The 20,697-nt window shown below is 70.9% G+C and carries 18 protein-coding genes; 12 read left to right on the forward strand and 6 right to left on the reverse strand.

The window, feature by feature from the left end; all coding sequences use genetic code 11:
- Nucleotides 1–207: 207 nt before the first annotated feature.
- From ACWEMY_RS26120 to yczE, 5 genes are all read left to right on the forward strand, one after another.
- Nucleotides 208–2,460 carry a carbon starvation CstA family protein gene (locus ACWEMY_RS26120; protein ID WP_452392145.1) on the forward strand — a complete coding sequence of 751 codons (2,253 nt, stop codon included), beginning with the start codon at nt 208–210 and terminating at the stop codon, nt 2,458–2,460.
- Nucleotides 2,457–2,696: a YbdD/YjiX family protein gene (locus tag ACWEMY_RS26125; protein ID WP_452392146.1), complete on the forward strand. Its 240-nt coding sequence runs from the start codon at nt 2,457–2,459 to the stop codon at nt 2,694–2,696. The genes ACWEMY_RS26120 and ACWEMY_RS26125 overlap by 4 nt, the downstream gene beginning before the upstream one ends.
- Before the next feature lie 78 nt (nt 2,697–2,774).
- Nucleotides 2,775–4,277, forward strand: coding sequence for an AlkA N-terminal domain-containing protein (locus ACWEMY_RS26130; protein ID WP_452392147.1), 1,503 nt, complete (start codon nt 2,775–2,777; stop codon nt 4,275–4,277).
- The gene (locus ACWEMY_RS26135; protein ID WP_452392148.1) at nt 4,274–4,786 is read left to right on the forward strand and encodes a methylated-DNA--[protein]-cysteine S-methyltransferase; all 513 of its coding nucleotides are present in this window, start codon (nt 4,274–4,276) and stop codon (nt 4,784–4,786) included. The genes ACWEMY_RS26130 and ACWEMY_RS26135 overlap by 4 nt, the downstream gene beginning before the upstream one ends.
- Nucleotides 4,787–4,856: 70 nt before the next feature.
- Entirely contained in the window at nt 4,857–5,477 is a 621-nt protein-coding gene (yczE, locus tag ACWEMY_RS26140; RefSeq protein ID WP_452392149.1) for a membrane protein YczE, read from the forward strand.
- A gap of 17 nt (nt 5,478–5,494) precedes the next feature.
- On the opposite strand, the gene ACWEMY_RS26145 is transcribed toward yczE, so the two are convergent.
- The gene (locus ACWEMY_RS26145) at nt 5,495–8,932 is read right to left on the reverse strand and encodes an AAA family ATPase (RefSeq protein ID WP_452392150.1); all 3,438 of its coding nucleotides are present in this window, start codon (nt 8,930–8,932) and stop codon (nt 5,495–5,497) included.
- A 34-nt stretch (nt 8,933–8,966) separates the two neighbouring features.
- Nucleotides 8,967–10,151: an exonuclease SbcCD subunit D gene (locus tag ACWEMY_RS26150; protein ID WP_452392151.1), complete on the reverse strand. Its 1,185-nt coding sequence runs from the start codon at nt 10,149–10,151 to the stop codon at nt 8,967–8,969.
- Nucleotides 10,152–10,285: 134 nt separating this feature from the next.
- Here ACWEMY_RS26150 and ACWEMY_RS26155 point away from each other — a divergent pair, with 134 nt between their 5' ends.
- Together ACWEMY_RS26155 and ACWEMY_RS26160 are read left to right on the forward strand one after the other, a co-directional pair.
- Nucleotides 10,286–11,434 carry a DNA recombination protein RmuC gene (locus ACWEMY_RS26155; RefSeq protein WP_452392152.1) on the forward strand — a complete coding sequence of 383 codons (1,149 nt, stop codon included), beginning with the start codon at nt 10,286–10,288 and terminating at the stop codon, nt 11,432–11,434.
- Between the two features lie 51 nt (nt 11,435–11,485).
- Entirely contained in the window at nt 11,486–12,346 is an 861-nt protein-coding gene (locus ACWEMY_RS26160; RefSeq protein WP_452392153.1) for a DUF6542 domain-containing protein, read from the forward strand.
- Between the two features lie 3 nt (nt 12,347–12,349).
- Here ACWEMY_RS26160 and ACWEMY_RS26165 read toward each other — a convergent pair whose 3' ends face one another.
- Entirely contained in the window at nt 12,350–13,369 is a 1,020-nt protein-coding gene (locus ACWEMY_RS26165) for a 4-hydroxy-3-methylbut-2-enyl diphosphate reductase (protein WP_452392154.1), read from the reverse strand.
- A gap of 114 nt (nt 13,370–13,483) precedes the next feature.
- Here ACWEMY_RS26165 and ACWEMY_RS26170 point away from each other — a divergent pair, with 114 nt between their 5' ends.
- The 3 genes from ACWEMY_RS26170 to ACWEMY_RS26180 all read left to right on the forward strand — a co-directional run bounded on the left by ACWEMY_RS26170 (nt 13,484) and on the right by ACWEMY_RS26180 (nt 15,804).
- Nucleotides 13,484–14,071 (forward strand): lipid droplet-associated protein, encoded by a 588-nt coding sequence (locus tag ACWEMY_RS26170; protein ID WP_452392155.1) that lies wholly within the window; start codon nt 13,484–13,486, stop codon nt 14,069–14,071.
- A 177-nt stretch (nt 14,072–14,248) separates the two neighbouring features.
- The gene (xseA, locus tag ACWEMY_RS26175; protein ID WP_452392156.1) at nt 14,249–15,547 is read left to right on the forward strand and encodes an exodeoxyribonuclease VII large subunit; all 1,299 of its coding nucleotides are present in this window, start codon (nt 14,249–14,251) and stop codon (nt 15,545–15,547) included.
- The gene (locus ACWEMY_RS26180) at nt 15,544–15,804 is read left to right on the forward strand and encodes an exodeoxyribonuclease VII small subunit (protein WP_375935445.1); all 261 of its coding nucleotides are present in this window, start codon (nt 15,544–15,546) and stop codon (nt 15,802–15,804) included. The genes xseA and ACWEMY_RS26180 overlap by 4 nt, the downstream gene beginning before the upstream one ends.
- A gap of 20 nt (nt 15,805–15,824) precedes the next feature.
- Here the strand turns inward: ACWEMY_RS26180 and ACWEMY_RS26185 are convergent, their stop codons facing one another.
- The gene (locus ACWEMY_RS26185; RefSeq protein ID WP_452392157.1) at nt 15,825–16,391 is read right to left on the reverse strand and encodes a DUF4245 domain-containing protein; all 567 of its coding nucleotides are present in this window, start codon (nt 16,389–16,391) and stop codon (nt 15,825–15,827) included.
- Nucleotides 16,392–16,517: 126 nt separating this feature from the next.
- On the opposite strand from ACWEMY_RS26185, the gene glpX reads away from it, so the two are divergent.
- Nucleotides 16,518–17,561, forward strand: a complete 1,044-nt coding sequence (glpX, locus tag ACWEMY_RS26190) for a class II fructose-bisphosphatase (RefSeq protein ID WP_375929895.1) — start codon at nt 16,518–16,520, stop codon at nt 17,559–17,561.
- Between the two features lie 120 nt (nt 17,562–17,681).
- Nucleotides 17,682–19,085: a class II fumarate hydratase gene (locus tag ACWEMY_RS26195; protein WP_452392158.1), complete on the forward strand. Its 1,404-nt coding sequence runs from the start codon at nt 17,682–17,684 to the stop codon at nt 19,083–19,085.
- A 51-nt stretch (nt 19,086–19,136) separates the two neighbouring features.
- On the opposite strand, the gene ACWEMY_RS26200 is transcribed toward ACWEMY_RS26195, so the two are convergent.
- Together ACWEMY_RS26200 and ACWEMY_RS26205 are read right to left on the reverse strand one after the other, a co-directional pair.
- Nucleotides 19,137–19,991 carry an acyl-ACP desaturase gene (locus tag ACWEMY_RS26200; protein WP_452392159.1) on the reverse strand — a complete coding sequence of 285 codons (855 nt, stop codon included), beginning with the start codon at nt 19,989–19,991 and terminating at the stop codon, nt 19,137–19,139.
- Nucleotides 19,992–20,069: 78 nt separating this feature from the next.
- A complete protein-coding gene (locus tag ACWEMY_RS26205; protein ID WP_452392160.1) occupies nt 20,070–20,681 on the reverse strand; it encodes an LGFP repeat-containing protein in 612 nt (203 codons plus the stop codon).
- Nucleotides 20,682–20,697: the final 16 nt, after the last annotated feature.

The raw sequence follows: 20,697 nt of genomic DNA on the forward strand, positions 1-20,697 counted from the left end.
GTGGCGTACGCGACGAAGGAGCGAGCCACGGCGCCTGATCGACGGGACCGCCCAAAGGGCGCGAACTCGAGCGCGCCAGCGCTCCAACAAGCCCTGAACAAAATTTCATCTTGGCCGCGAGGCCGGAGATCCCGCTCGATCGGTACTGCCGATCCGCTACCTTGTCGATGTTCCACCCGAGGCTCTGCGCGTTCGAGGAGTGAGTCAATGGCGACCATCGAGTATCTGCGGACCGAGCCGGATCTTCCTCCGGTCGGTCTCGTCGACCGCACGCCGATCACCCCGGCCAAGAAGGCCGTGTTCGCGGGGATCGCCGTGCTCGGCGCCATCGCCTGGACCGTGGTGGCCTTCGTGCGCGGCGAGTCGGTGAACGCGGTGTGGATCGTGATCGCGGCGGTGTGTACCTACATCATCGCCTACCGCTTCTACGCGCGATTCATCGAATGGAAGATCACCAAGCCGCGTGACGACGTGGCCACGCCCGCCGAGATCTACGACAACGGCAAGGATTTCATGCCGATGGACCGGCGGGTGCTCTACGGGCACCATTTCGCCGCCATCGCCGGGGCCGGGCCGCTGGTGGGTCCGGTGCTGGCCGCGCAGATGGGGTATCTGCCGGGCACCATCTGGATCATCGTCGGTGTCGTCTTCGCGGGTGCGGTGCAGGACTATCTGGTGCTGTGGGCCTCGACGCGGCGCCGTGGGCGCAGTCTCGGGCAGATGGCGCGCGACGAGCTCGGCACCGTCGGTGGTGTGGCCGCGATCGTGGCGATCCTGACCATCATGACGATCCTGCTGGCGGTGCTGGCGCTGGTGGTCGTCAACGCGCTGGGTGAGAGCCCGTGGGGTGTGTTCTCCATCGCGATGACCATCCCGATCGCCCTGTTCATGGGTGTGTATCTGCGGTATCTGCGGCCGGGCAAGGTCGGTGAGGTCTCCGCGATCGGTATCGCGCTGTTGCTGGCGGCGATCGTCGGTGGCGGCATGGTGTCGGAGACCGAGTGGGGCACCGACTGGTTCACCCTCTCGCGCACCACCATCGCCTGGTGCCTGATCGCCTACGGTTTCTTCGCCTCGGTGCTGCCGGTGTGGCTGCTGCTGGCTCCGCGCGACTATCTGTCGACGTTCATGAAGGTCGGCACCATCGTGTTGCTGGCGGCGGGCATCCTGATCACGATGCCGGTGCTGAAGGCGCCCGCGGTCTCCGAGTTCGCGCACAGCGGTACGGGTCCGGCGTTCGCGGGCAGCCTGTTCCCGTTCCTGTTCATCACCATCGCCTGCGGTGCGCTGTCGGGTTTCCACGCGCTGGTCTCCTCGGGCACCACGCCCAAGCTGATGGCCAAGGAGTCCAATGCCAGGATGATCGGCTACGGCGGCATGCTGATGGAGTCGTTCGTCGCGGTGATGGCGATCATCACCGCCTCGATCATCGACCAGCACCTGTACTTCGGTATGAACGCGCCGGGCGGGCTCACCGGAAACACACCGGAAACCGCTGCGGCCTACACCAATTCGCTGGGCCTGAGCGGCCCGCCCGCCACGCCCGAGCTGTTCGCCGACGCGGCGGCCGATGTCGGCGAGAACTCGGTCATCTCGCGCACCGGTGGCGCCCCGACGCTGGCGGTCGGTATCTCCGAGGTGTTCCACCAGTTCCTCGGCGGTGAGTCGATGAAGGCGTTCTGGTACCACTTCGCGATCATGTTCGAGGCGCTGTTCATCCTCACCACCATCGACGCGGGTACTCGCGTGGCGCGGTTCCTGGTGTCGGACGCGCTGGGCAATTTCGGCGGCGGTTTCCGCAAGTTCAAGGACCCGTCCTGGCGGGTCGGCGCGTGGGTGTGCTCGCTGCTGGTGGTGGCGGGCTGGGGCAGCGTGCTGCTGATGGGTGTCAACGATCCGTTCGGCGGTATCAACGCACTGTTCCCGCTGTTCGGTATCGCCAACCAGCTGCTGGCCGCGATCGCGCTGACGGTGGTGCTCACCATCATCGTCAAACGCGGGCAGTGGAAGTGGGCGTGGATTCCGGGCGTGCCGCTGGTCTGGGACCTGATCGTCACGATGACCGCGTCCTGGCAGAAGATCTTCTCCGCCGATCCCAAGCTCGGTTACTGGAAGCAGCACAGCCTGTGCCAGGCCGCCAAGGACGCGGGCAAGGGCTGTCTGACGGCCAAGACGCCGGAGCAGGTGGAGACGGCCATCCGCAACACCTTCATCCAGGGCACGCTGTCCATCGTGTTCGCGGTGCTGGTGCTGATCGTGACCGTGGTCGGCGCGTATGTGTGTCTCAAGGCGATCCGCTCGGGGACGGTGTCGAGCACCGAGTCCGAGGAGCAGCCGTCGAAGATCTTCTCGCCCAGCGGCTTCCTGGCCACCTCGGCGGAGAAGGACGTGCAGAAGGAGTGGGACGCGCTCATCGCCGAGGGCAAGGTGAGCGCGCCCGGATCGGCGCACGTGTCGTGAGGGCGGCCCGCGGCCACTCCCCCGGGTCTGTCGTGGCCGCGGGCTGGGCGTGGCTGCGGTCGGCGGCGCGCGGGGTGGCCTGGTGGTACAGCGCGATCAACGGTGGTCAGGACTACCGCCGGTACGTCGAGCATCGCAGGCGCACCCACCCGGGCGAGCCGATCGCCTCGGAACGGGACTACTGGCGCGAACGCTACGCCGAAGCCGACCGCAACCCCACCAATCGCTGCTGCTGACCGGCTCGGCACCGGTCCGCGCCCCCTCGGGGGTATGTGGCTGATTTCCGCTAGCGTCGACGCCTCCGTGCTGACACTGTGGAACCCGTGACGATCACGGCATTGGACTTCGAACGCTGCTACCGCGCGGTGTCGACCAGGGACTCCCGTTTCGACGGGCAGTTCTTCACCGCGGTGCGCACGACCGGCATCTACTGCAGGCCCTCGTGCCCGGCGATCACCCCCAAACGGGCCAATGTCTGCTTCTTACCCACGGCGGCGGCCGCCCAGCAGGCCGGTTACCGGGCCTGCCGCCGCTGCCTGCCCGACGCCGCGCCCGGCTCCCCGCTGTGGAACGTCCGCGCCGACCTCGCCGCGCGCGCCATGCGGCTGATCGGGGACGGGGTGGTCGAACGCGGCGGGGTGCCCGGGCTGGCCGCGACGCTGGGCTACTCGCAACGTCAGCTCACCAGGGTGCTCACCACCGAACTCGGTGCCGGACCGCTCGCGCTGGCCAGGGCACACCGCGCACACACCGCGCGGCTGCTCATCCAGACCACCGAGATGCCGATGTCGGATATCGCCTTCGCGGCCGGGTTCGCCAGCATCCGCCAGTTCAACGACACCGTGCGCGAGGTGTTCGCCGTCAGCCCGACGACGATGCGCGGCGAACTGCGGGCCTCGGCACGCAACGATGTCGTCGTTCCGGGCGTGCCCGGGCTGCTGACGCTGCGCCTGCCGTACCGGGAACCCCTGGACACGGCGTGGCTCGGCTGGTTCCTGTCCGCCCACACGGTGCCGGGGATGGAACTGTTCGACGACGGCGTCTACACCCGCAGCCTGCGCACCCCGCACGGATACGCGACGGTCCGGCTGTCGTTGCGTCCGGGCCACGTGCGCGCCGAGCTCGCGTTGCGCGATATGCGCGATCTGGCCCCGACGGTCGCGCGGGTGCGGCACCTGCTCGACCTCGACGCCGACCCGCTCGGCATCGACGAGGCGCTCGGCGTCGACACCGACGCCGCGGGCCCGGCGAGCCGGGCGGGCTGGTCGCCGGGCATCCGGGTGCCCGGCTGCCCGGACGGCCCGGAGTTGCTGCTGCGCACCATGATCGGACAGCAGATCTCGGTGCGCGCCGCCGCCACGCACACCGCGCGGCTGGTCGACGCGCTCGGCGAGCGGATCGACGGCCCGGCACCGCGACTGTTCCCCACCGCCGAGGCGATCGCCGAGCAGGGCGCCGAGATCCTCACCGGCCCGGCCCGGCGGGTCGCCGCGATCGTGGCCGCCGCCCGCGCCATCGCCGACGGTGAGCTGGCCCTGCACGCCGGGCGCACCGCGGCCGATCTGCGCCGCGACCTGCTCACTCTGGCCGGGATCGGGCCGTGGACGGCCGACTACGTCACCATGCGGCTGCTCGCCGACCCCGACATCCTGCTCGACACCGATCTGGTGGTGCGCCAGGGCGCGCTGCTGGCCGGGGTCGACCTCGACCACACCACCCGCTGGGCGCCGTGGCGCTCGTATCTGTCCATGCATCTGTGGAAGACGGCGCTCGTCGAGCGCGGCGTCATCCCCGCGACCGGAAGCGAAAAACCATGACCACCAACCCTGTTCGTTCCGCCGATATCGCCACCTTCACCACCCCGATCGGTCCCTTCACCGCGATCGTCGATGCCGACGGGGCCGTACTGGCCTCCGGCTGGACCGGTGATCCCACCGACCTCACCACCGTCATCCACGCGAGCCTGCGGCCTGCCGAGCTGCGGCGCCGGGACTCCCTCGGTGCCGTGACCCGGGCCGTGCTCGACTATCACGCCGGTGACCTGACGGCGATCGACGCGATCCCCGTGCGGCAGCACTCGGGGGAATTCCTCACCCACGCGTGGGACATCCTGCGCAAGGTGCCCGCCGGTGAGCCGGTGACCTACACCGAGTTCGCCGGGCTGGCCGGCCGTCCGGCGGCGACGCGGGCCGCGGCCAATGCCTGCGCGCGCAATGCGGCGGCGCTGTTCGTGCCGTGTCATCGGGTGCTGCGGATCGGTGGGCAGCTCGGCGGTTTCCGGTGGGGGCTCGAGGCGAAGCGGTGGCTGCTCACGCACGAACAGTGAGCGATCCATCAGGCCAGTATTCGCCGAGTGGCTCTTTCTGAAGGTCCAGTCGGACCGGATGCTGAGTGGCATGCTCACTCGTCGTCTGGTCGCCCTGTATACCGGGCTGTGGTTGTACGGGACGTCGATGGCGGTGATGATCCGGGCCGGTCTCGGGCTCGATCCGTGGGACGTCTTCCATCAGGGGGTCGCCGCGCACGTGCCGCTGAGTTTCGGCGTGGTCACCGCGCTGACCGGCCTCGCGGTGCTGCTGGCCTGGATTCCGCTGCGGCAGCGACCGGGGCTGGGCACGGTGAGCAATGTGGTGGTGATCGCGATCGCCGTCGACGTGGGGCTGTGGCTGATCCCCGAGGTGCGCGGGCTGTGGGTGCAAGGGTTGTCGATGCTGGTGGCGGTGGTCGTCAACGCGGCGGCGACCGTGCTCTACATCGGGGCCGGTATGGGTCCGGGACCGCGTGATGGACTGATGACTGGACTGGTCGCGCGGACCGGGTGGCCGGTCTGGTCGGTCCGCACCGGCATCGAGGCCACGGTGCTCACCACCGGCTGGTTCCTGGGCGGCACCGTCGGCATCGCGACACTGGTCTACGCCTTCGGCATCGGCCCGCTCATTCAGCTGATGATCCCGTTCGTGGACCGGTGGCTGCCCGGTTTCACCCCGATCCCGCGCCCGGAACCCGTGGTGGCGTAGTCACGGAAGCCCCGCGGTTACGCGACGGTGGCTTCGAGGCGGGAGCCGGTGCGGCCGCGCAGGACGTGGAGGCGGCTGGGGATGCGTTGGCGCATCTCGTCGACGTGGCTGACGACGCCGACCACGCGGCCGCCGGCGCGGAGTTCGTCGAGGACTCCCATGACGGCGTCGAGGGTGTCGGCGTCGAGGCTGCCGAAGCCCTCGTCGATGAACAGGGTGTCCAGGACGACGCCGCCGGATTCGGCGGCGACCACATCGGCCAGGCCGAGGGCAAGGGCGAGGGAGGCCATGAAGGTTTCGCCACCGGACAGGGTCTTCGCGGAGCGCACGGCGCCGGTGTAGTCGTCGCGGACATCGAGGCCGAGCCCACCACGGCGACCCCGCGGCCCCGCCTTGTCCGAGTGCACGAGCTCGTAACGGCCACCCGACATCCGGCGCAGGCGCAGCGAACCCGCCACCGCGACCTCCTCCAGCCGCGCCGCGAGCACATACGAGCGCAACGACATCCGGCGATTGTTCTCGCCCCGCCCGGCGACCACATCGGCCAGCCCGGCCAGCTCGTCATAGGCCCGCTGCTCCGGCGCGATCCGCTCGACCTCACCCCACAGCTGGGTGCCCAGTCGCTCGAGCTGGGCCACCCGCTCCGCCGCCGCGGACTGCGCGGCCACCGCCGTGTTCAGCGCGGTCTGCGCCTGCGCGAACCGCTGTTCCAGTTCGGCGAGGTCACCGGGCAGCTGCCCGGCCACCGCCTTGATCTGCGGTTCGGCGAGCACCGTCTCGGCGTGGGCCCGCGCCCGGTCCGCGGCGGTGAGTTCGGCCTCGATATCCGCCTGCTGCCGCGCGGTCCGGGCGACCGCGGTGACGACCTGAGCGTACGCGGTGAGCAGGGCGATATCGTCGCGGGGCGTCGCGGGTTCCGGGTCGGCGGTCGTGTCGCCGGTGGAGTCCTCGCCGAAGAGGTCGAACAGGCTGAGCGATTCGGACTCGGCATTCGTGGACCGACCGGATTCCCCGGGGCCCGAAGCGGATTCGGCCTCGTCGCCCTCGATGGCGGCTCCGGGCCGATCGGCGTCGTCGGCGCCACGCGCCATCGCGTCCTCGGCACCACGCGCCGTCACGTCGTCGGCACCACGCGCGGTGGCATCGACGGTGCCACGTGCTCGAGTCGCCGCGCCGTCGGTGGCACATGCCTGTGCCGAACTGGCGGGCGAGTTTGCGGGCGGGGCGCCGGGCGTCTCGTTCGTGGCCGGGCTCGACTCCAGCGGGGAACGCTCTTGCTCGAAGCCCTCGGGGACGAAACCTGCTGCGCGGGCGAGATTTTCGACGCGGGTGGCGATGCGGTGGACGGCGGCGCGGGCGGCGGATTCCTCGGTGCGGGCGGTGCGCAGGGCGGTGGCGGCGGTGATGAGGGATTCGAGGCGGGTGACGCGGGCCTCGAGGGTGCGGTCGGCGCCGGCGGCGGTGCGCAGGCGCTGGGTGAGTTCGTCCAGGCGGGTGCGGGTGGCGGTGATCGTGGCGGTGGTGGTGCCGAGGCGGGCGTCGATATCGCGGGACTCGTCGTTGAGCCGGGTTTCCTCGCCGCGCAGGGTGTCGAGGCGGGTGGTGAGGGTGGGGACGCGCTCGGCGGTGTCGGCGGTGTCGGTGAAGCGGTGGGTGGCGGCGCGGACCGCGTCGGCCAGGGCGACGGGGTCGGTGTCGCCGCCGCGGGCGATCAGGGCCTCGATCTCGCGTTCGATGGCGCCGATCCGCTCGGCGATCCGGTCGCGGGCCACTTCGGCGGCTTGTTCGGCGGCGGCGGCCGCGTCCTCGGCGTCCTTGGACACCGCGTCGTCGGTGGGCCGCGCGGGCTGGGGATGCTCGGCCGAACCACACACCGTGCACGGCGCGCCGACGACGAGTGCCCCCGCGAGCTCGGCGGCCATCCCCGCCAGCCGCCGGGCGCGCAGGTCGAGCACCCGCTCGCGGGCATCGAGGTGCGTGCGCCGCGCGGCGTCGAACTCCCCCTGCGCCCGGTCCAGCGCCGGGCGCTGCCGGGCGATCTCGACCGCCGCGGCCGCCGAGTCCTGCCACTTGGCGAGCTCATTGCGTATCCCGGGCAGTGCGGCCGCCGCGTCGGTGGCCTCACGCAACTGCTCCTGCGCCGAGGCGAGGGCGACCGGCAGTTCGGTCCGCCGCCGCCCCAGTTCCCCCGCCCGTGCGGTGAGCCGCGCGGCCTCCCGCTCGCGCGCCGCGAGATCGGCAGTCAGCTGCTCGGCCGTCGTAGCGTCGGCCCGCACCTCGGCGAGCACACCGAGCAGTCCGTTCCACCCGCTGACGGCGGCATCGAGGTCGCCCACGACATCACGCACCTCGTCCACCTGCTCGGCGACGGTGGCCAGCAGGTCGACGCCGCTGATGTCGGCGGCCTCGGGGGCGGTGAGGTGGGCGGCGAGGGTGGTGGCGGCGGTGTGGGTGGCGGATTCGGCGCGGCGGAGGGTGCGGACGGCGGAGCGGGCCTCGTCGATGGCGTGGACGACCGGCTCGGCGCGGCGGGCCTGGTCGAGTTCGTGTTGCCGCTCGGCGCGGCGGGGTGCGGCGGCGGTGTAGGCGGCCAGTTCGGTTTCGGCGGCGGCGCGGCGGGTGCGCAGCTCGGTGACGCGGCGCTGTTCCTCGGCTTCGGCGCGGGCCGCGGCGGATTCCTCGCGGCGCAGGTCGGTGACGGTGTTCGATTCGGCGAGTTCGGCGCGCGCGGTCGCGAGCAGCTCCTGCGACCAGACCACGGCATCGCGCACCTCGACCGACTCCGAGCCCTGATACCCACCGGCCATGCCGACCATGGTGATCAGGCGGTCGATCCCCTGCCGATGGGTCTCCAGCGCGGCGCCCGCGGTGCGGCGGCGCTCGGCCAGCCACTGTTCGGCGGTGCCGAAACGCTGGGTGTCGAAGAGCTTTTCGAGCAGCTTCTCGCGGTCCTCGTTCTCGGCGCGCAGGAACCGCGCGAAATCGCCCTGCGGCAGGAGCACGACCTGGAAGAACTGGTCGGCGCTCATGCCGAGCAGCCGCAGCACCTCGTCGCCGATATCGGTGATCCGCGAGAGGTTCTCGCCGCTGCCGTCGAGCCAGGTCAGCGTGGCCTTGGCCGGTTCGATCCTGGTGCCGGTGCCACGTAGCTTGGGCCGCTCGAACTCCGGGGTGCGGGTCAGCCGCAGCCGCCGGGCACCGAGGGTGGCCTCGAGGCTCACCCGGGGCGGGGTCTGGGCGTCGGCGTGGTCGGAGTGCAGGCGTTTGCTCTCGCCACGCGCACCGGGGACACGCCCGTAGAGGGCGAAGGCGATGGCGTCGAGCACCGTGGTCTTGCCCGCGCCGGTGTGCCCGTGCAGCAGGAACAGCCCGTCGGCGCCGAGCGCGTCGAAATCGACCACGGTGGTCTCGGCGAACGGGCCGAAGGCGGTGAGTTCGAGCCGGTGCAACCTCACGCGGCACCGCCGGACAGGTCGGCGCGCCGGGTCTTCACGCCGTCAGCTCCGGCTGCTCGTCGTCGCCGGACCCCACCCGGACCGGATCGGACTCGCGCACCGCCGCGGCCAATGCCCGCTCCACCCATGCCATCTCCCCCTTGCTCGGCGTACCACGAACATCGGTCAGGAAACTCGCCGCCACCTCGGTGTCGCGGCGCCCGTGCACCCGCTCGCGATAGCGCAGCTCCGGATTACCCTCCGGGCGTTGCCATTCCACGTGTACGGCATGCGGGAACCGTTCGCGCAACTGCCGCATCGGGTCCACCGGACGCTTGCTGTCGGTGAGTGTCGCAGACACGTAATGCGGCTCGGCGAAGGCGAATTCGGCGGCGGTGAGCAGCTCGTCGAGCGTGCCGGTGAGCCTGCTCAGGCCACGCACCAACGGAAGATCGTGCCTGCGCACCGCGGCCAGGCCGCGCGCGTCGAGGTCGACGATCCAGACCGCCTTTCGATGGGAGTTCTCGCCGAAGGAGTACGGCAGCGGGGAACCGCTGTAGCGCACCGATTCCGCGAGCGTCTGCGGCGAATGCAGATGTCCCAGCGCCACATAGTCGATGCCGTCGAAGGCCGACATGGGTACGGTCTCCACCCCGCCCACCGAGATGGAACGCTCCGAACCCGTGGCCTCGCCCCCGACCACGAACGCGTGCGCGAGCACCACCGACCGCACACCCGGCCGGGTGGCGCGGTCGGCATTGATCCGCGCCATCGCGGCAGCGAGGATCTCGGCGTGCGAACGTGCCTGCGGCACACCGAGTTCGGCTCGGGTGATCTCCGGCTCGAGATACGGGATGCCGTAGAAGGCCACCTCGCCGTCGGCGTCGGCGAGCAGGACGGGACGGTCGGCGTCGGCGACCCTGGTGCACAGGTGCAACCCGCCCGCGGCGGCGAAACTGGCACCCGCGCCGAGGCGTGCGGGCGAATCGTGATTGCCCGAGGTGGCGACGATCGTCGCGCCCGCGGCCCGGATCGCCTCGAAACCGCGGTTGCAGACGGTGATGGCGTCGGCGCTGGGAATGGAGCGGTCGTAGATATCGCCCGGAACCACTACGACATCCACCGCTTCGGCGGTGACGAGTTCGGCGACGGCAGAGAGCACCCACGCCTGATCGGCCAGCAGGTCGACACCGTGAAAGGTGCGCCCGATGTGCCAGTCGGAGGTGTGCAGGATCCGCATGCCGCGAACCGTAGGGCACACCCCCGACAGAATTCAATCGACGCACTACAGCGATGTGATTTCCCGGCGTGGCGCCGCGCCGGAGTTGCCCGTCGATTGCGAGTTTGTCGGTGGCCTCGGGCACTATCGCCGCTATGACCGCTTCGATGCTCGTCGCGCTCGTCCTGGTTTTCGCCGCAGGCTTCGGTCTCGGCTGGTTGGGCCGTGCCGCCAGGGGCGGGCAGCGCGCCGCCGCCGCGGAGGCCCGGCTCGCGGCGGCCGGTGACAATCAGCGGTTGCTGCAGCAGTCGCTGCACGCGGCCAACGAGGACGCGGCGCGCAGGCATTCGGCCGCGGTCGGCGCCCTGGTCGATCCGCTGCGGGCGGCGGTCGGCGCGCTGGAACAGCAGATCCGGCAGGTCGAGCATCATCGGATCGACGCGTATTCGGGGCTGCGCGAGCAAGTCGCGGGGATGCAGCGCACCTCGCATCGGCTCTCCGATCAGACCGGTCAGCTGGTCGCGGCGCTGCGGGCGCCGCAGATCCGCGGCCGCTGGGGCGAGATCCAGCTCGAACGCGTCGTCGAACTGGCCGGGATGACAAGGCACTGCGATTTCGACACCCAGGTCCACCGCCGAGGCGGTGACGACCGCGCAGCGGTGCGGCCCGACCTGGTGGTGCGCCTGGCCGGAGGCAGGCACATCGTGGTCGACGCGAAAGTCCCCTTCACGGCCTATCTCGACGCCGCCACCACCGAGGACCCGGCCGGGCGCGACCAACTGCTCGCCCGGCACGCCAAGCAGCTGCGCGCCCACGTCGACCAGCTCGCCGACAAGGCCTACTGGGCCGCCTTCGACCCGGCGCCGGAGTTCGTGGTGCTGTTCGTCCCCGGTGACCCCTTCCTCGACGCCGCGCTCACCACCGACGCGGGCCTGCTCGAGTACGCGTTCGGCCGGAACGTGATCCTGGCAACCCCCACTACGCTCATCGCGCTGTTACGCACGGTCGCGTTCAGCTGGCGTCAGGAGGCGCTCTCGCGCGATATGGCAACGGTGCAGCAATTGGGCAAGGAGCTCTACACCAGGGTCGGCAAAGTGGCCGAACACCTCGACACTCTCGGCGTGAATCTCGGTAAGGCCGTAGCGGCTTTCAACGCCACGGTGGGCTCGGTGGAGTCGCGGGTGCTGGTCACCGCGCGCCGGATGCACGATCTCGGCATCGCCGATCAGGAGCTCCCGGCAATCCGGCGCACCGAGACCAGGCCGCGGGTCGTGGCCTTCGCCGACGCGGAGGATCGCGTCTGAGTTCTCCGTGCCGTAGCGCCCGCCGGGCCGATGTGCAGTTAGTGTCATAGGGTGGCTGCTTCCCAACGTGCGCGACCCCGGGTGCCCGCGCCGCAACGTTCGATCCTGCCCTCGGTGCCCGGCATCCCCGCCTGGGCCGCGATCGCGCTGGCCGCGGGCGCGACGGCGGTGGGGTTCGTGATCGACGGGCTCGGGGGCGAGACCTACCCGACCGGCACGTTCTCGGCGATGTATGTGCTCGGCTGCGTGCTGGCCGTGTGCGCGGTCCGGATGCGCGGGCTGTTCGCGACGATGGTGATGCCCCCGCTGCTGCTGTTCGTCGCGGTGCCGCTGGCCTGCCAGCTGCTGGGCGGGCGGGCCACCACCTCCATCAAAGACGTCCTGATGAACCTGGTCATCCCGCTGGTGGAGCGGTTTCCGACGATGATGCTGGCCACGGTGCTGGTGCTGCTGATCGGCGGCGTCCGGATCGCCGTCGCCAAGCGCGCCCCCGCGACCGCTCGCCCGGCCGCCGCCGAGCGCCGGGGTGAGCGCAAGCCGCGCACCGACCGCAAGCCCAAGGCCGAACGCACGCCTGAGCGCAAGCCGGTCAAGCGCCGCCGTCCCGAGCCCGCCGCCGAACCGGCCGAGGCGCGCAGACGTCCCCGGCGCGCGACCGCCGTACTGGACGACCCGGCCACCGAGGTCGACATGGCGAGCCCGGCCCGTCGTCAGCCCCGCGACCCCAAGCGCGCTCCCGCCCCGCCGCGCAACCGCGAACCGCGCGCCGCCCGCGGCGGGCCCCGCGAACCGGAACCCGCCCGGGTACCGCGTCGGCGCGGTGAGGCGCCGCCGCACCCGCAGCCGAATGTGCGCTACCGCGACCGCGCCGACTCGACCCGCACCGAACGCCGCCGCCCCGACAACGGGTAGGGGTCAGCTCTTCGCGGCGGCGTCCTTGCGGGACGGGCGCAGCTCACGCGGCAGGGCGAACACCAGCGTCTCGTTGGCCGTGGTCACCGGCTGCACCTCACCGAAGCCGTGCTCGGCCAGCAGGTCGAGCACGCCGGTCACCAGGATCTCCGGCACCGACGCGCCCGAGGTGATGCCGACGGTCCGCACGCCGTCGAGCCAGGCCGGGTCGATTTCGCGGGCGTAGTCGACCAGATACGCGGCCCGTGCGCCCGCGCCCAGCGCCACCTCGACCAGGCGCACCGAGTTGGAGGAGTTGCGCGAACCGACCACGATCACCAGATCGCATTCCGGCGCCATCGCCTTGACCGCGGTCTGGCGGTTGGAGGTGGCGTAGCAGATGTCGTCGCTGGGCGGGTCCTGCAGCGTCGGGAAGCGCTCGCGCAGGCGCTCGACGGTCGCCATCGTCTCGTCCACCGACAGCGTGGTCTGCGACAGCCAGATCACCTTGGCCGGATCGCGCACGGTCACCGCGTCCACCGAATCCGGGCCGTCGACGAGCTGCACGTGCTCGGGGGCCTCGCCGGCGGTGCCCTCGACCTCCTCGTGGCCCTCGTGGCCGATCAGCAGGATGTCGTAGTCGTCGCGGGCGAAGCGCTTGGCCTCCTGGTGCACCTTGGTGACCAGCGGGCAGGTGGCGTCGATGGTGCGCAGATTGCGCGCCGCGGCGCTCTCATGCACGGTCGGCGCCACGCCGTGCGCGGAGAACACGACCAGCGCGCCCTCGGGCACCTCGTCGTTCTCGTCGACGAAGACCACGCCGCGCTCACGTAGCGTCTCCACCACGTGCCGGTTGTGCACGATCTCCTTGCGCACGTAGATCGGGGCACCGTGCTTGTCCAGTGCCTTCTCGACCGTCTCGACGGCGCGGTCGACGCCCGCGCAGTAGCCGCGGGGCTCGGCCAGCAGCACGCGCTTGCCACCGGCAGCAGTCGCGCCCGCCGAGCGCGCGATACCGACGTTCAAGGGAATTGCCGAGGTCATGGTCCCCAGCTTACGTGCGCGCGGGGAGCCCGATCCGGGCGGTTCGAGGGGCGAAAGTCACATTCGGGCAGGCTGGACCTTTGCATCACAGACCGTTTGCGGCAGGCTGGGACCATGTTCCGTCCTCCGTTCGTGGCCCGGGTCGCCGCCGGTGCCGCCGTATACGCCTTAGAAGAGACCAGGCGGCTCCCGGTCGCGGCCGTGAATTTCCCCATCACGGCCCTGAGTCGCGTGCTGCAGACCACCATGCACGTGCAGCAGTTCGTCACCAGCCTCGCGCTCAAGGGTGACGCCGTGTTCGAGCGCCTCGGCTCGGCTCCGCAGGAACAGCCCGAGTGGGCGATCTTCGACGAGGACATCGCTCCCGAGCCGGCCGTGGCCACCAACGGCCACACCAGCCGCTTCGACCTGTTCACCGAGGAAGCGCCGGTCGCGCCCGTGAACGGTGAGGTCTCCCCGGCGAACCTGCTGCTGCTCGAGACCGTCGAGGAACCCGCCGCCGACGAGCCCGCCGAGATCGAGGCACCCGAGGTCGCGATCCGCTACGACTATCCCTCGATGACGCTGGCCCAGCTGCGCGCCCGGCTGCGGATGCTGACCGTGGAGGAGCTGGCCCAGCTGCTGGCCTTCGAACAGCAGACCCGCGCCCGCGCCCCCTTCGTCACCATGCTGACCAACCGGATCGCCACGGTCCAGCAGTGACATAGGCGGCTGGCGCCGCGGGGATCGCGGCCCGGGGGGCCTCGATTCTTCCCTCCTGCGTTCAGTCGCTGCGCTCCTTCTCTCCGTCAGTCCAGAATCGAGGCGGCCGCGATCCGCGCCTTCGGCGCCGATGCGGCCGCCTTTTGTTGTGTCGGTAGGTCCGCGTATACCTGTCCTATGACTTCGGAGGGCGTCAGCGCCGCGGGCGGGCAGGCGGGTGCACCGGCCAATTCGGCCGAGCAGCCGTATCCGGTGCGATCCGTGGCCGTGAAGGTCGCGCAATGGATCGAGCGGCTCGGCAGTATCTGGGTGGAGGGGCAGGTCACCCAGATCAATCTGCGGCCGGGCACGCGCACCGCGTTCCTGGTGCTGCGCGACACCTCGGCGGACATGTCGCTGTCGCTCACCTGCGATCCCGACCTGCTGCGCAGGCTGCCGGTGCCGCTCACCGAGGGCAGCCGGGTGGTGGTCTACGGCAAGCTGCAGTTCTTCACCGGGCGCGGCACGATCTCGTTGCGGGTCACCGAGATCCGCGCGGTCGGGATCGGTGAGCTGCTGGCCCGCATCGAGCGGCTCAAGGCGCTGCTGGCCGCCGAGGGGCTCTTCGACCCGAAACTCAAACGGCCACTGCCGTTCCTGCCGGGCACCGTCGGGCTGATCACCGGGCGCGCGAGCGCGGCCGAACGGGACGTCCTGAGCGTGGCCCAGAACCGATGGCCCGCAGTACGTTTCGTCATCCGGAACACGGCGGTGCAGGGGCCGACGGCGGTACCCCAGATGCTGACGGCGCTGGCCGAGCTCGATCGTGATCCCGAGGTGGAGGTGATCGTGCTGGCCCGCGGCGGCGGCAGCACCGAGGACCTGCTGCCCTTCTCCGACGAGGCGCTGTGCCGGGCGGTCGCCACGGCGCGCACCCCGGTCGTCAGCGCGATCGGGCACGAACCCGACAACCCGCTGCTCGACCTGGTCGCCGACCTACGCGCGGCCACCCCCACCGACGCCGCCAAGCGGATCGTGCCCGACGCCGCGGCCGAGCTGGCCGGTGTGCGCGAGATGCGTGAACGCGCGGCGGGCGCGCTGCGCGGCTGGGTGCGGCGCGAGGAGCACACGCTCACGCAGTTGCGCTCGCGGCCGGTCCTGGCCGACCCGCTGCGCGAACTCGGCCACCGCCACGACGAGCTGGAACGCTGGCGCACCGCCGCCCAGCGCAGCATCGACCACCTGCTGCGCGCCGAGGCGACCACCACGCTGCACCTGCGCGAGAAACTCACCGCGGTGGGTCCGGCCGCCACGCTGGCGCGTGGTTACGCTGTCGTGCAGCGGGTGGCCGGGCCCGAACGCCATGTCGTCCGGTCGATCGAGGACGCCCCCGCGGGCAGTCAGCTGCGGATCCGGGTCGCCGACGGTGCCGTCACCGCCGCGGCCCTGGGCACCCAGCGCCTGACGCCCAAGACCACCGACGAGAAGAGGACCTGACCGTGGCCGACGCCGGTTCCGAGACCCCCGCCGCCGACACCCTCGCCGAGATCGCCGGCTTCGGCTACGAGCGCGCCCGCGACGAACTGATCAATGTCGTGAAGATGCTCGAACAGGGCGGCCTGGATCTCGACGACTCGCTCACCCTGTGGGAGCGCGGCGAAGCCCTCGCGGCCCGCTGCGAACAGCACCTGGCCGGTGCCCGCCGCCGCGTCGAGGACGCGCTCTCGCGCGCCGACCTCGACACCGGCGACTAGCCGGGCTCAGCCCGCCGGACTCACTTCGCCAGCGGGGTGGCGGCCGTGACCGCCTGCGCCAGCGTCGTGAACGCGGCCTCGTCGCCCGCGCCGGTGATCAGGACGCGCACGTCGCCGAAGTCGGCGATCCAGGCGGTCTCCTCGGTGGGCTCGGTGTAGACGACCCACTTGCGGCCGCCGACATCGACCGTGCCGGTCGGGTAGCGCGAGCCGAGAATGTGGCGCGAGAGGCTCTCCTCGGTCGCGCTGCTCTGCGACAGGCGCATGTAGGTGCCCTGCGGGGTGATGTAGCCGACCGTGCTCACCGGGCCGCCGCCCGCGACGGTGACGGTGTCGCGGCTGCCGGAATTCGAGGTCCAGTCCTGCGGGACCTCGGGGTTGCGAATGGGGAAGGTCAGGCTCTTGGCGTCGGAACCCAGCGCCGCGTCGACATCGAAATGCGGCACCTGACCTTGGGTCGGGCCGTTGGTCGCCACCGTGCACTGGCTCGCCGCCCCCGCCAGCACGACCGCGATCAGTACCAACGGGATCAGCGACCAGAACAGGTCGCGATAGTCGTTGAAGATCCGGTGCTTCTGCTGGGCCACGGCTACCAGTATCCACTCGGCGCCTGACCAGCACCGCCAGGGGGCCGCGCGGGAGGTCGTGCACGGGCGTGCCGATTCCGAATGCGACAATGCACCCGTAACACCAACGCCAAGGAGGCCCCACGCATGACGGCATCATCGCCCGCCCCCAGCCGCCGCGAGGCACCCGACCGCAACCTCGCACTCGAGCTGGTCCGCGTCACCGAGGCAGGGGCGATGGCCGCGGGCCGCTGGGTCGGCCGTGGCGACAAGGAAGGCGGCGACGGCGCGGCGGTCGACGCCATGCGACAGCTCGTCAGCTCGGTCTCCATGCAGGGCGTCGTCGTCATCGGTGAGGGCGAGAAGGACGAAGCGCCGATGCTGTACAACGGCGAGGCCGTCGGCGACGGAACCGGCCCCGAGGTCGACTTCGCCGTCGACCCGATCGACGGCACCACGCTGATGTCGAAGGGCTCCCCCGGCGCCATCTCGGTCCTCGCGGTCGCCGAACGCGGCGCCATGTTCGACCCGTCCGCGGTGTTCTACATGCACAAGATCGCCGTCGGCCCCGACGCAGCGGGCTCGATCGACATCACCGCCCCCATCGGCGAGAACATCCGCCGCGTCGCCAAGGCCAAGCAGTCCTCGGTATCGGACCTGACGGTCTGCATCCTGGACCGCCCCCGCCACGCCGACATCATCCAGCAGACCCGCGACGCGGGCGCCCGCATCCGCCTCATCTCCGACGGTGACGTCGCCGGCGCCATCGCCGCGGCCCGCCCGGAGTCCGGCGTCGACATCCTCGTCGGCATCGGCGGCACGCCCGAGGGCATCATCGCCGCCGCCGCGCTGCGCTGCCTGGGCGGCGAGCTGCAGGGCATGCTGGCCCCCAAGGACGACGAGGAGCGCCAGAAGGCGATCGACGCGGGCCACGACCTGGACCGCGTGCTCTCGACCACCGACCTGGTCGCGGGCGAGAACGTCTTCTTCTGCGCCACCGGCGTCACCGACGGCGACCTGCTGCGCGGCGTGCGCTACTTCGGTGGCGGCGCGTCGACCCAGTCGATCGTCATGCGCTCCAAGTCCGGCACGGTCCGCATGATCGACGCCTACCACCGCCTGACCAAGCTCCGCGAGTACTCCTCCGTCGACTTCGACGGCGACGACAGCGCCAACCCGCCCCTGCCGTGACATGACAACAACGAGCCCCGGGGCGGTTGCTCCGGGGCTCGTTGTATTCCTGAGCACGGTGTGGGATTTTCCGCTGACGTGGCGACCCCATTCGCGCCGTTCTCGTCCTAGGGTCGTGCTATGGCTGATGACGACGCGCAGTACCGGATCGAGCACGACACCATGGGTGAGGTCCGGGTTCCCGTGGATGCCCTGTGGCGGGCGCAGACGCAGCGGGCGGTGGAGAACTTCCCGATCAGCGGGCGGGGGCTGGAGCGGGCGCAGATCCGGGCGCTGGGGCTGCTGAAGGCCGCGTGCGCGCAGGTCAACAAGGATCTGGGGCTGCTGGACCCGGTGAAGGCCGACGCGATCGTCGCCGCGGCGAACGAGATCGCGCAGGGCCGCCACGACGACCAGTTCCCGATCGACGTGTTCCAGACCGGCTCGGGCACCAGCTCCAACATGAACGCCAACGAGGTGATCGCCTCGATCGCCGCGCGTGACGGCGTCACCGTGCATCCCAACGACGACGTGAACATGTCGCAGTCGTCCAACGACACCTTCCCCACCGCCACCCATCTGGCCGCCACCGAGGCCGTGATCACCGAACTGGTGCCCGCTCTCGACCACCTGCGCCTGGCTCTGCAGGACAAGGCGACCGAGTGGCGCACCGTGGTGAAGTCCGGCCGCACCCACCTGATGGACGCCGTCCCGGTGACCCTGGGCCAGGAGTTCGGCGGCTACACCCGCCAGATCGCCGCGGGCATCGAACGCGCCATGGCCACCCTGCCGCGCCTGGGCGAGCTGCCGATCGGCGGCACCGCGGTCGGCACCGGACTCAACGCGCCCGCCGGTTTCGGGGCGAAGGTCGTCGCGGAACTGGTGCGCGCCACCGGCATCGACGCGCTGCGCGAGTCCGAGGACCACTTCGAGGCTCAGGCCGCGCGCGACGGCCTGGTGGAGACCTCCGGCGCGCTGCGCACCATCGCGGTGAGCCTGACCAAGATCGCCAACGACATCCGCTGGATGGGCTCGGGCCCGCTGACCGGCCTGGGCGAACTGCAGCTGCCCGACCTGCAGCCGGGCAGCTCGATCATGCCGGGCAAGGTCAACCCCGTGCTGCCCGAGGCGGTCACCCAGGTGGCCGTGCAGGTGGTCGGCAACGACGCGGCCATCGCCTTCGGCGGGGCGAGCGGCGCCTTCGAGCTCAATGTCTACATCCCGGTGATGGCGCGCAACCTGCTCGAGTCGATCCGCCTGCTGGCCAACGTCTCCCGGCTGTTCGCCGACAAGTGTGTCGTCGGCCTGGTGGCCAACGAGGAACACCTGCGCACGCTGGCCGAGTCCTCGCCCTCGATCGTCACCCCGCTCAACTCCGCGATCGGCTACGAGGAGGCCGCCGCGGTCGCCAAGCAGGCGCTGCGCGAGAAGAAGACGATCCGCCAGACCGTCATCGACCGCGGTCTGGTCCCCGGCAAGCTGACCGAGGCCGAACTCGACGAACGTCTCGACGTGCTCGCCATGGCGAACGTCGACCGCGACTGAGACGACGAACGGCCGTCACCCCGAGCGGGTGACGGCCGTTCGCGAAGAAGATCAGGCCAGGTGCGCCAGTTCTGCGCGGGCCTTTTCGCCCTCTTCGCCCAGGTCGGTGCGGGTGAAGATGTTCCAGCGGCGCAGCAGCGGCGTGAACACCAGCTCCGCCTGCTTCGCGGGATCGTAGATCCCCGCCTCGGCCAGCGCCTCGTCGCTGGAACCGCCGCCGGGCAGTTCCACGTGCGGCACGCGGAAGTCGGCGACCCGGTCGGCGATGGCACGCACGGCCTGGTCGGGGACCAGGTCGAGCGCGGCCGAGACCAGCCCGGCGAAGAACTCGGCCTGCAGCTCGTCGTCGACGGCGATCTTCTCCGCGATCGCGGTGACCACCGGGTTCTCGCCGAGCGCGGCGGTGTTGCGATGACGGATACCCGCGGCGACCTCTTCGAAGGCACAGGTGGCCAGCACGTCGATCAGGTGCATGGGCGGACGGTTGAAGCCGTCGGTCATGTGCTGCATGCGGGCCCGCTCGAGCGCCACCGGGTCCACCGAGCGCGACACCATCAGGTAGTTGCGGATCAGGATCTCGTGGCGGTTCTCCTCGGCGGTCCAGCGACCCACCCAGCGCCACCAGGGGCCGGTGCGCAGGTGCTTGCCGAGCTCGCGGTGATACGAGGGCAGGTTGTCGGCGACCAGGACACTCACGGTCAGCGCGAGGACGGCGGTGTCGCTGAGCTCGCCCTGCTCCGGGGTCCAGTCGGTGCCGCCGAGGAAGGCGAAGTTGCGTCCGTCCGACCACGGCACGAACTCGTGCGGCTGCCAGCCCTCGGCCGCTTCGATGTGGCGCTCGAGATTGGTTTCCACCACGTCGGAGAGTGCGTCGAGCAGCTCACGATCGGTCAAAGTTTTCTGCACGAGGACAACCTAGTACCTCGGCCACGAGCGCGGGGACGCAAGGGCGAACCCGGTCCCCGCGCTGGGACGGTCCACAGATTATTTCGGTGTGACTGTGATCTGCCCGTCGACCCAGGTGATGGTGCCGCCGGTGAAATCGCTCTGCTTGCCGCCCGCGATGTCCTTCTCGTCGCTGGTCGGGTAGCCCAGCGTGCCGTTGGCGCCGCCGTTGTCCTCCCAGGCCTCGCGGATCTCGCCCCAGACGATGTGGGCGCCGGAGTCGCTGCTCCAGTAGATGGTGCCGCCGTCGAAGTCCTGGTATTCGCCGCCATTGGGGCCCGATTCCTGGGCTTCCTCGGGCGCGCCGAGCGGGCTGGTCGCCCCGCCCACGGCGACGTACTTCTTGTACACCTCGCCGGAGATGGTGATGTCGCCGTTCGGGGTGGAGATGGTGGTCGACTCCCCCGCCGCGGCGGTGCCCGAGGTGGTGGCCATGCCGGAGGTGGTCTCCGTGCCCTCCCCCGCGGTGGTCGTCATCGCGCCCGCCCCCGTGGTGGTGGTCGAGCCGCCGCCGATCATCGAGGTGACCGAGGCCATCGTGTCGTTTTCGTTGTCCTTGTTGTCGTCGCTGCAGCCGGTGGCCAGCAGCAGACCGGCCGCGGCGAGCACCGCGGCCCCTCCAGCGGCAGAACGTCGAGCGATGCGGTTCATATCCATCCTCTCGCGA

It is taken from the genome of Nocardia sp. NPDC004415, assembly GCF_053602435.1.